We start from the raw sequence: 10,826 nt of genomic DNA, 5'->3' as shown, positions 1-10,826 counted from the left end.
ATCCCCATTACCCCTTATCCCCAGAGGGGGCCCCACCTTCCCCAATCCCTAATCCCGAAGCCTTCGAGCAACGCTTGGCGAAAATGCAAGTTGTCCTGCACAATCAAGACAACCGTGAACACGACTTGCTCGATTCTGATGATTATTACCAATTTCAGGGTGGTTTAACAGCGGCGGTGCGTTCTCTACAGGGAAAAAATCCCCAAACTTATTTTGGTGATAATTCCATACCCGCCCAACCACGAGTCCGCCAACTGAAAGAAGAAATTGCACGAGTGTATCGTTCTCGCGTAGTTAATCCCAAGTGGATTGCCGGAGTCATGCGCCACGGTTACAAAGGTGCATTTGAAATGGCGGCGACGGTAGATTATCTATTCGCCTACGATGCTACAGCTAAATGTGTCGAAGATTATATGTATCAAGGCATAGTAGAGGCTTATTTGCTCGATCCAGTTGTCTCGGAATTTATTCAAGAAAAGAACCCTTATGCTCTGCGTGATATTGCTGAAAGATTATTAGAAGCACACAAGCGCAATTTGTGGGAGGATGTGAATATCGGAACATTAGAAACTTTGAGAAACCTAGTACATCAAGCTGAAGCAGTTATCGAAGAAAAATCAATGGTGTAGGAAACAAATATGGAAAATCTTGCGTATTTGCACCTAGCTTTCGCCTACGAAGACAGCACACCCAGTGAATTGGTCTCCCTCAGTTCTTTGTTTAAGGACGCAGCTGCACCAGACTGGAATCGGCTTTCTGGTAGGGCTTGGAAGTATATGATGCCCCTTGCTCTGTCTTTGTCCATTCTTAGCGCCGTCAGCAGCGTCATGGCACTGGAAAAAGGCGATCAAGGCCCTTCTGTCAGAAATTTACAACAAAAGTTGAAAACAGCAGGCTTTTATCAAGCTTCTGTTACCAAAGTATATGACGTATCCACAGAAGAATCTGTGCGGCGCTTCCAAAAGGCTGCTGGTTTACCAGTGGACGGCATTGTTGGAGCAAGCACCCTGCAAAAATTAGAAAGCTGGCAAGCCAAAAAGCCCAGTACTACCACTACACAAGCTAAAAAGCCCACTGCTGTAACAAGTACACAAACCAAAAAGCCCACTGCTGTAACAAGTACACAAGCCAAAAAGCCCAGTACTACTAGTTCAGCCACTAGCAAGCGCGGCAATCCCAACTACCTTGCTAAGGGGGATGAAGGTGAAGATGTCAGGGTTTTGCAAGAACGCTTAAGAGTCGCAGGCTTTTATTACGGGAACGCCACAGGGATATTTGGCCCAATTACCGAAGAATCTGTCAAGCGGTTCCAAGATTCTTACAAATTAAGCGTTGATGGAGTTGTTGGCCCAGCAACAGCGCGTAAATTGCCGGGAGTTGGCATCGGTGATGGAGAAGAGGCTCCCAAAAAGGTAGTCAATCGAGATAAACTTCGTGTAGGCGATCGCGGTGAGCCAGTTAGAATTGTTCAAGAACAATTGATCCAGGCAGGATATTTAGAGGGAGAGCCAAATGGCTACTATGGCCCCTATACTGCCGATGCTGTCAAGAGATTTCAGGCAGCTAATTTCTTAACAGCAAGTGGCGTTGCTGGCCCAACTACCCGAGCTAAGTTATATAGCTCAGTTAATACTACTAGCAAAAGCGAATTTAATACCCTAGAAATCCAAACGCGACTACGGGAGCGGGGTTTTTATAAAGGCAAGCTGAACGGTGTGATGGCAGATGATACCAAAAAAGCAATTAAACAAGCCCAGGAATTCTACGGCATCAGTCTCAAGGATCTTAAGAGCGGACGCTTTTAGCATCCGCTGTGGTGTTTTTAGTATCAGTCCCCAACTGGTTGCTTGCCTCCAGTAATAGCAAATTACGAACTGCTCAAAATTCCACTTATTTGGTTAATTTGAGTAGTTTCGTCTTATTATCCACCCAAGTGCTAAAGCGGCATCAGTGCCCGTTGGCACTTGGGACAGACTGCATGGATGGTCATTTGACAGTCCAGCAGGTGAAAACCTTCTTTTTGAGCGGTTTTCGCCCCAATTTTTAAAATTGAGTCGTTTTTAAACTCAATGGTTGAGTTGCATCTAACACAAATTAGGTGATGGTGGTGATGGGGATAGGGCTGGTTGATCTCATAATGCTTATGTCCCTCGCCCAGTTCTAATTCCCGTAAAATTCCCATCCTTGCCATCAACTTCAAACTCCGATAAATAGTTGACAGGCTGATCCCTTTACCATCAGTTTCTAGCCGATGATAAAGATCCTCCGCACTCAGATGTTGACCTTGCGGAAGTTCTTGAAAAATGTGTAAAATTGTTTCGCGCTGGGGAGTTAAACGCCAGCCTCGTTCGTTCAGTTCTGCCTTGAGTGAAGTAGTTGTGTAGACAGTCATACTAATATTTCTCAACAAAGCTCGTTAGTTGAGAATATAACAAATCTTGGGAGCAATTTGCAACAATCATTGCCTATTGAGAATTATTACTAAATATTTAAGAACAATTCATCAAATCTTGAGCAAAATTCAAATAATAAGTTGTAGTGCATTTAATTTGCATACAGTTAATATTTAGGATACTTGTAACGATTGCATCCCTTGACTTTGAATTTTGAATGAGTGAATTTTGAATTGCTTAGTTGATCCCCAGCTTCAAGATATCTGAGCAAAGGTCTGGGCAAACTCTTGTACAACTAAATGCAAATTATTTGCTACAAGCCTCTAAGAGGCTTTTGACCTGGGGATCAAATCAGTCTTTTGTCTCTAGTCATTTGTCAAGTGCAGTTTTCTAATGACAAATGACTAACTTAACGTGAGTTCGACGGCTCATATAGTGTCCGCCTAATTAGCCCAATCAAAAGACCTTTAAGAGGTTTTACTACACAAAACCGTCCCTCTCCGACTCGGAGAGGGACAGACTTGAATTTTAGTTCAAGGCGGGGAGAGGTTCATCAAACTCACGTTAACTTAGAGACTCCAAATAGTCGCGGATGAGGTTGCGGCGCTTGGGTTGACGTAGCTTTTGCAAAGCCTTGGATTCAATTTGTCGGACTCGTTCCCGTGATAAGTCGAGAGCGCGGCCAATTTCGGCTAAAGAATAAGGATGACCATCTGCCAAACCAAACCGCATCAAAATTACATCGCGCTCCCGACTAGTCAAATCTGACAGAAGATGATGCAAATCTCTTTGTAAAGATTCTCGCATTAACATCTCTTCTGGGGTTACACAGTCAGTTTCGAGTAATTCGCCTAACTCAGTGTCTTTATCCTTACCCACTTTGGTTTCTAAAGAAACGGAGCGAGGAACCCGCAACAAAACTTCTCGTACTTGGGTCGGTGTCATCTCTAACTCAGTTGCTAAATCTTCTAGAGTTGGGGTGCGACCTTTTTCTTGAGCAATTTTGCGTTGCGCCTTTTTGATTTTGTTTAACTTTTCGGTAATATGAACAGGTAGGCGGATCGTCCGACTAGAAGTAGCGATCGCTCGTGTAATTCCCTGACGAATCCACCAGTAAGCATAGGTACTGAAGCGATAACCCTTAGTGGGGTCAAATTTTTCTACAGCCCGCTCCAAACCCAGTGTGCCTTCTTGGACTAAATCCAACAATTCCAAACCGCGATTTTGATACTTCTTAGCAACAGACACAACTAGGCGAAGATTAGCCTTAATCATGTGTTCTTTTGCTTGGAGTCCTTGGGACTGAATTTGCTCCAACTCTTCTACTGTCAACTTCCCAATTTCAGCCCAGCGACGTTTGCCATTTGCCAAAGTCGGTCTGAGATCCGATAAAATTATTTCAGCAGTGGCAGCCCATCTTTCCAAAGAGGGGCGATGTCCGAGTTCGGAGGTCAGACGTTCTTGAACTTCAATTAACCGAAGATAGGGCGTAATCACTTCATCCCCTTCCTTGGCGGCATTAGCAAGTACTATCCGCATCCGCAAGTAGCGCTGGACTTTTTGAGCTTCTGAAACCTCTTCATCCCGGCCTAACAAGCGAACTCGACCAATTTCCTGAAGATATAGACGTACTAGGTCTGTACTACGACGGTTATTGTTAGCAGCAAAGTTAGCATGGTCAACAGAAGCCATCTCCAGCTCCTGTAGGTCATCTACCGATAACTCACTGTCATCAACCGTGAGATCCGAGTCCAAAGCCTGGCGGGACTTTCTGGTATTGTAGGGGGCATCTGCATAAAAAGATGTTGCTGGCATAAAGATTGTCTCAATGGCTCCAGGTAACAATAGATTACGGTCAGCTTAGATTACGGTCAGCTATTCAACTGTTGCTATTGTTCCCGCGATTCACGAGGAACTAACACGGTTGAAGGTTCCATTACAATTTTTTTACAAATTAACTGTAAAGGTTTTATTGGATACACTATTACTGAACATAATCGGCTGCTAAACTTTTGATTGAACCAATAGCTATTCAAATCAGCAGCTAGGTTTTCAATATTTAAACTACTTAGTTAACATTTCAACCCTGAAGGTTATTGATAGTAACTTTTGTAACACAGTATAAACATACTTCAGTGAATATCATGCTTTATAATTGGCATAGTCACATTTACATGGCTACAAAAGTAATATCCTGACGATTTACCAATTTTTTCTCAGGATTATTCAGGTATAAGTAGAACTAATAGATATAGGGGAAGTGATTAGTATTAACTGCAAAAGTTTTATTGACGCAAAGAGGGTGGGACACGGAGAAAATTCCGGCGCTCGGAACTTCGGGAGACGCGGAGAATGAAAATTTCACCGTGTCACCGCGTTCTGATGTCCCCGTGTCCTCTTCCGTATCACCGTGTCAGTATTAACCCGTCAATTTCAAATTGACAGACTACTAACTAGTAGTTGTACTCTGGCTTGATATCTCGCAGCATCAGTTCATCAAGTGCTTGTCGGGGTGTGATTTCACCTTGAAGTAACCGATAAACTTGCTCGGTAATCGGGACAGCTATGTTTTGTTGCTTGGCTCGTTGCATCAAAACGCGACAAGTGTTCACTCCTTCAGCAGTTCCTTGTAAATTTGCAAGAGTTTCTGTAAGTGACTTACCACTAGCTAGCTGGTAGCCGACTTGGTAATTGCGACTTAAGGGACTATTGCACGTTGCTAACAGATCACCTAGACCTGATAAACCATAAAATGTTTCCGTCTTTGCACCCCAGTCATTGCCAATGCGAACCATTTCTGTAAGTCCACGGGTGACTAAAGCAGCTTTGGCATTGGTTCCCAGTTGTAAACCATCGCACACACCAGCTGCGATCGCAATCACATTTTTCAGTGTTCCCCCCAGTTCCACCCCCAAGGGATCGGGATTGGTATATACCCGGAAACGTTGAGAAGAAAATACTAACTGCACTACTTCCGCAGCCGTGGGAATATTACTGGCTACTACGGTAGCGGCTGGTAATTCTAGTTGAATTTCTTTAGATAAATTAGGCCCAGACAAAACAACCACTGCATGGTTAGGGAATACTGTTTGCCAAATTTGCGACGGCGTGCAGGTGGTTTGAGGGTCTAAGCCTTTCGTCGCCGTCACAAAAATTGTCTCTGGAGAAAGGGGGAAAGACTGAACTTGGGAAGCAACATCTCTCACACCAATCATCGAGATAGCAGACAGGACTATTTGGACATCTTTTAAAACTGTTTGGAGAGTTTGGGAACCTTGACGCGACCAGACGCGCACCTGATGACCATTCGCTGCTGCTAGATTTGCCAGAGATGCACCCCAAGCACCTGCACCCAGAATTGCTACAGATTTTGGATTAGTCATTAATCAAAAGTCTCCCCATCACCCAATCACCCCATCCTCTTAGCTCACCGAATTTTAGATTTTAAATTTTGGATTTTGGAATTGAATAATTCAAAAGCGTTCGACTGAGCGCTCACGCCGAAGTCCAAAATTTAAAAAGGTCTGTTTGCCTAGCGTCTCCAAGAGTTGTCCCCGAATTTAAACGCAAGAAAAAATCTAAAATCTAAAATTGGTTGCGGGGATAACGTTCCATTAATTCTCTTACTTGTTCTGCATGATATGAGCTTCTTGTCAATGGTGAAGAAACAACTTGTAAAAATCCGATTTCTTCGCCGAATGCCTTCCAAGCAGCAAATTGTTCTGGGTTGATAAATTCATTTACCTGCAAGTGTTTTTGACTGGGTTGGAGGTATTGCCCAATTGTCAAAATGTCGCAATCTACAGTTCGCAAGTCTTGCATGACTTGGCGGATTTCGGCATCAGTTTCACCAAGTCCAACCATGATCCCGGATTTAGTGTATGTGCGAGGAGAAACTTGGCGAGTTCGCTGCAATAATTCTAATGTGCGATCGTAGTTTCCTTGGGGACGCACCCGGCGATACAGGCGTGGGACAGTTTCCGTATTGTGGTTTAATACCTCTGGCGCAGCTTGTAGAATTATCTCTAGAGCATTCCAATTACCGCACAAGTCAGGAATTAGCACCTCAATTGTGGTGTTGGGTGAAACAGAGCGAACCGCATCAATACACGCCACAAACTGAGATGCACCACCATCAAGCAAGTCATCTCGGTTTACAGAAGTGATTACCACATGATTGAGTTTCAGGCGGCGAACAGCTTCTGCCAATCGTGCAGGTTCCGTGGGGTCTAGTGGTTTGGGTTTTTTCTCAAAATCAATATCGCAGTAGGGACAAGCGCGTGTACAAGCCGGGCCCATAATCAAAAACGTGGCAGTCCCAGCATTGAAGCATTCACCAATATTCGGACAGGACGCTTCCTCACAAACTGTATTGAGAGCTAAATCCCGCAAAATTTCTTTGACGTTACCGATGCGCTCACGCCCAGGTGCTTTCACCCGCAACCAGTCTGGTTTTACAGTCACAATCCGCTTTTACCACTAGAGTTATACAAATTTAATCGTAGCAAGCAAAGCCTTTGATGAAGTGATCATATATAGATGTAATTCTGATATTTGGCACAGGTTGTGATATTCTTAATTTACGATGCCATTTTTATGGCGGGATGTGGCGCAGCTTGGTAGCGCACTTCGTTCGGGACGAAGGGGCCGCTGGTTCGAATCCAGTCATCCCGATTGTTGTCGAATAACACTTTATTTGTCGTCGTTAACAAATTAATGTCGTGATTAACGAATTAATATCGCTATTAACAAATTAATGTCATCAAAGTTGCTCTTGCAATCGTTAACAAATTAATGTCGCCGACTGTCTTTTTTGGGCTGCTTCAAAATCAAGCTTCCCCAAAGTCTAATATAAACTTCATCCAGGTTCAAACTTGTGGTGTTTGCAATATTGCTTGAAAAGCTTATATACCAAGGAGTATATATCAACAGGCTGTTTAAAAACCTCCAGTTTTCAAGATGGACGTGGTTTAACTGCAAATATTCAGGATAATCCCGAACGAAGTGCGCCTTTCAACCCTCTTAAATAAAGTTGTAATGATGAAAAATTTTTTCAACCTACCCCTAGCCGGGATGGTTGTTGAAACCCTAGCCTTCATCAATTGGGCGTCAACATCAACACGACTTTCAACCCACCCCTAGCCGGGATGGTTGTTGAAACTTAGCGATCGCAGCCATAAAGGCATCATCTTCAGCAATCTCTTTCAACCCACCCCTAGCCGGGATGGTTGTTGAAACATTAAACCCCTTTTGCTGCTTTTTGCTTTTTAGCAGCTTTCAACCCACCCCTAGCCGGGATGGTTGTTGAAACATCCAACAGAAATGGGTAATTTATACAGAAGTTTGCTTTCAACCCACCCCTAGCCGGGATGGTTGTTGAAACCTGGATGTGGCGGAAGCGCGGATGGCGAAGTCAACTTCTTTCAACCCACCCCTAGCCGGGATGGTTGTTGAAACCTCTCACCCCCTTATCTTTGAGCGTTTGCCACGCTTTCAACCCACCCCTAGCCGGGATGGTTGTTGAAACTCCACGCCATCAGTGACATTTCAAGTCTATCTTGCAATTGCTTTCAACCCACCCCTAGCCGGGATGGTTGTTGAAACTCGACCCGTCTAGCACCCTTGTTTTGCAAGCTGTCTACAAACACTTTTGTCAGGTCTGCTTGAAGTATGTCCAACTAAAAATTCAAAAACTAAATTAACTGACAGTCTGATTTCTGAATTTCATGCTGGACAAGGGTTTTCAGTTTTTGGCGGGAGTCCAGGGATTTTGCCCATGCTTTGCCTTGCCAAAAAATATTTGAGAGGGTTCCCTCGACGAAGAGGGTGATTCAGTAACCACCACTGCGGTAAACCGCACCGTTACGAAAACGGCTAGGGCAAAAAGCCTTACTCTTTATTGCTGGGAGCGCACCTGTCCCTATTTTGCTATCCTTGTATAAACTTCTTTTTTCGTCGCTGAACAGGTCGGAAAATAATTGGTTTATCCAAGCTACAAAAAAGGGCATATCCTGTCTAGTCAGGCTAGACAGCAGCATCAAGAGCGGGCAGTTACCAGGGTCAGAAAGCATAACAGTCTTCCAACTGTCAAACTAACCCAGATTTTTCGCAATACAGAGGCTGTAAACAGTATGAATTGCGGCGCTGTTATTTTTCATATTAAGTTTTCAAGGTTCAGTATTTTATTTAGATTGATGAAGTAATTCGGCATTGATAAGCAAATAAGGCTAAATCCCGTGCTTGCTCTTGTGGACTACCTCTAATTGCTTGCTGTTGTGTTTCAATAGAGATTCCAACTTTTGCGGCTTGATTTTGGATATTCCCAATCAATCTTCCATAACTCCAGTTATGTACTTGTCGTCGGTACTCTTTGGCGTAATTTTTTTGACCTTCGAGAAAACCGGGTATTTTTTTCTCAGCCTTCAAGAGAACTTCGCTTTGAATAATTTCCCGTATATCACCAAGCTTAGGTAGAACAATACTTCCAGCAGAGTATACTTTTGCAATTTCCACAATTTTTGTGGCTAGTAACCTGTCTAAATATTGTCCTAACTCGGATTCGCCAAAATCGTTTGGCGCAAACTGTTTTTGAGATTTGTGACGTTCGTGAGAAGAGCGTTGTTTTTGCTGTCGTTGACGGTTAAGTAAGTTGTAATTATCACCTAGTAACTGCTTAACGCTGCGATAAACGAGGACTTTGTTATTAGCTGCATCAAAAACAGCAATGGTTACAGGTTTTTCTAAACCAAGGCTAACACCAACTAGAATATTCGATTTACCTTCATATAAGGGCTTACTGGGACGAGGAAAGGGTGTATTAATTCTAGCAAGTGTAGATTGTTTACGGATGACATCATCTTTCTGTTGAGGGTTGAGTTTGCCTTTCTCTTCGGCTTTTTCTAACTTATTCTTAATATCTGTTGTTTTTTCTTCAATAACTTGTTGAGTTCCTTCAACAGTCCACATACGAGTATCAAGAGAGCAAAAAATAACTAGACGGTGTACGTTCCAAGGTTTTCCTTTACCTTCTTGCTCTAACCAAGATATTCGTCCAGAACGTAAAGTAAATAAGCTACTGGAATGTTGTTTTTTACCTTTACGTTTAGTTTCTTGGTCTTCTAGAAAGCGATGAAATAAATGAAGGTGTCTTTTGTCACAATATAGTTCAAACTTAAGCTTTCCCAACCCGTTAAAACAAACAAAAAGTCTTTTCTTATCGTTGATTTTCCATTTTATGTCCTCAGTAGTTTCATAAACTACTGGGAAAGGAATATAACTCGATTTTCTTAAAAGGTTGGCTTGCCACGATTTAGCTTCCTTTTCATCTTGGGCAACTTGCTGAACTGCTTGTTCTAGAGTCTCTAGCCATTTTTCACCAGTTAAATCTCGTCCTTTAGGAACTCGGCTTGTTAATTGGATCTTCAGCCGTTCAATTTCTATTTCTTTTTTTCGTCTTTGTTTGGTATATTGTTCGAGGTCTTCTTCAACAAAACTTACCTGACAATTATTTTTCAGGAGGTAGACTAAGGCACATCTTGTTAGAGCATCTTCTGTTTGACGATAAGCTTCAAATAGACGGCTTGGTTTAATAGTTACAACTTTATCTGGTCTATCAGCTTTTTCATCTTTAGGCTTCCTGCTTCTTCTGCCTCTCAGCTTATGATTTGTCTCATGAGTTTGATGTGTTGCAAATGAAGCTAATATTTCAGTTGATTTTGTTCTGATATTTTCTAAACTTGATTTACTTTCTTGCTCAAGTTCTACATCAGTTTTGAGCATTTCTAACCATCGCTCTTTCCCTTCAATTTTAAGCTGTCGTCGCCTATTTAAAGCCAACCAAGATTTGTATATATACGTGACTAAGGTTATTGCAGACGTATAAAAACGACCTGGTTGACCTATAAATGGTTCTTGGGTTTTGAGAGAATCACACAATTCTTTGATCACAGTTTTGGGAACTTTTGCAGTTTTGACCCATATCTCGAATTCAGAATGTTTTCCTAATCGTTCCAATATTTCATTAACTAAGGGCGTATTTTTCTCTGCCATGAATTCCCAAAGATGGCGGAGGGTTTCGTCATCTGCAACTAGGCGACATTGAATCGTGATCACGCTCATAGATGCACGTAAGGAGTGTTGTAATTAATAACCCAATTCAATTATGAGCTTAATGACGCAATAGCGCAAGAGCTAAATAGCGCAAATACATTTTTGTTAATATACTGTGCAAAAATTAAGCCCGGACAGGGACTTGGTGCTGGGATGACTGAAGAAACAAGAGAAGTTAGGGGAAGAATCCCTAAAGAGTTAAAAATTGCATTTGAGATTGCCTGCGCTCGTTTGGAAGTAACCCAGACGGCAGCGCTGGAAGATGCTATTAAGGATTGGTTGAAAAAACAAGAGTCTGCATCTGCTGAGAAATAGAGTTGGCTT

At 42.6% G+C, this 10,826-nt stretch carries 8 protein-coding genes, 1 tRNA gene and 1 CRISPR repeat array; of the genes, 4 read left to right on the top strand and 5 right to left on the bottom strand.

Going from position 1 to position 10,826, the window contains the following annotated elements:
• Both HWQ41_RS26120 and HWQ41_RS26115 read left to right on the top strand, forming a co-directional pair.
• Positions 1-629, top strand: a 629-nt coding sequence (locus HWQ41_RS26120; RefSeq protein ID WP_292769611.1) for a cobaltochelatase subunit CobN, incomplete at its 5' end; no start/stop codon positions are given.
• Positions 630-638: 9 nt separating this feature from the next.
• Positions 639-1,805, top strand: a complete 1,167-nt coding sequence (locus tag HWQ41_RS26115; RefSeq protein WP_292769609.1) for a peptidoglycan-binding protein — start codon at positions 639-641, stop codon at positions 1,803-1,805.
• 131 nt (positions 1,806-1,936) lie between these two features.
• On the opposite strand, the gene HWQ41_RS26110 is transcribed toward HWQ41_RS26115, so the two are convergent.
• The 4 genes from HWQ41_RS26110 to lipA form a co-directional block, all read right to left on the bottom strand.
• A complete protein-coding gene (locus HWQ41_RS26110; RefSeq protein WP_292769607.1) occupies positions 1,937-2,392 on the bottom strand; it encodes a Fur family transcriptional regulator in 456 nt (151 codons plus the stop codon).
• Positions 2,393-2,957: 565 nt separating this feature from the next.
• Entirely contained in the window at positions 2,958-4,208 is a 1,251-nt protein-coding gene (gene sigC, locus HWQ41_RS26105) for an RNA polymerase sigma factor SigC (RefSeq protein ID WP_292769604.1), read from the bottom strand.
• Positions 4,209-4,846: 638 nt separating this feature from the next.
• Positions 4,847-5,776 carry an NAD(P)H-dependent glycerol-3-phosphate dehydrogenase gene (locus HWQ41_RS26100; RefSeq protein WP_292769602.1) on the bottom strand — a complete coding sequence of 310 codons (930 nt, stop codon included), beginning with the start codon at positions 5,774-5,776 and terminating at the stop codon, positions 4,847-4,849.
• Positions 5,777-5,978: 202 nt separating this feature from the next.
• Positions 5,979-6,857, bottom strand: a complete 879-nt coding sequence (lipA, locus tag HWQ41_RS26095; protein ID WP_292769599.1) for a lipoyl synthase — start codon at positions 6,855-6,857, stop codon at positions 5,979-5,981.
• 136 nt (positions 6,858-6,993) lie between these two features.
• Here lipA and HWQ41_RS26090 point away from each other — a divergent pair.
• A tRNA-Pro gene (locus tag HWQ41_RS26090) sits at positions 6,994-7,067 on the top strand.
• 376 nt (positions 7,068-7,443) lie between these two features.
• A CRISPR array of direct repeats spans positions 7,444-7,997; the repeat unit is 37 nt; unit sequence CTTTCAACCCACCCCTAGCCGGGATGGTTGTTGAAAC.
• A 582-nt stretch (positions 7,998-8,579) separates the two neighbouring features.
• Here the strand turns inward: HWQ41_RS26090 and cas12k are convergent.
• Positions 8,580-10,511, bottom strand: coding sequence for a type V CRISPR-associated protein Cas12k (gene cas12k, locus HWQ41_RS26085; RefSeq protein ID WP_292769596.1), 1,932 nt, complete (start codon positions 10,509-10,511; stop codon positions 8,580-8,582).
• A 144-nt stretch (positions 10,512-10,655) separates the two neighbouring features.
• Between cas12k and HWQ41_RS26080 the strand changes: the two genes are divergently transcribed.
• A complete protein-coding gene (locus HWQ41_RS26080) occupies positions 10,656-10,817 on the top strand; it encodes a hypothetical protein (protein ID WP_221709058.1) in 162 nt (53 codons plus the stop codon).
• The last annotated feature ends 9 nt before the right edge of the window (positions 10,818-10,826 follow it).

Origin of the sequence: Nostoc sp. NOS(2021) (assembly GCF_017115025.1) — a bacterium.
Taxonomy (GTDB): Bacteria; Cyanobacteriota; Cyanobacteriia; order Cyanobacteriales; family Nostocaceae; genus Nostoc.
Note: the sequence above shows the minus strand (reverse complement) of the source record. Positions and strands in the feature narration are given on the sequence as shown.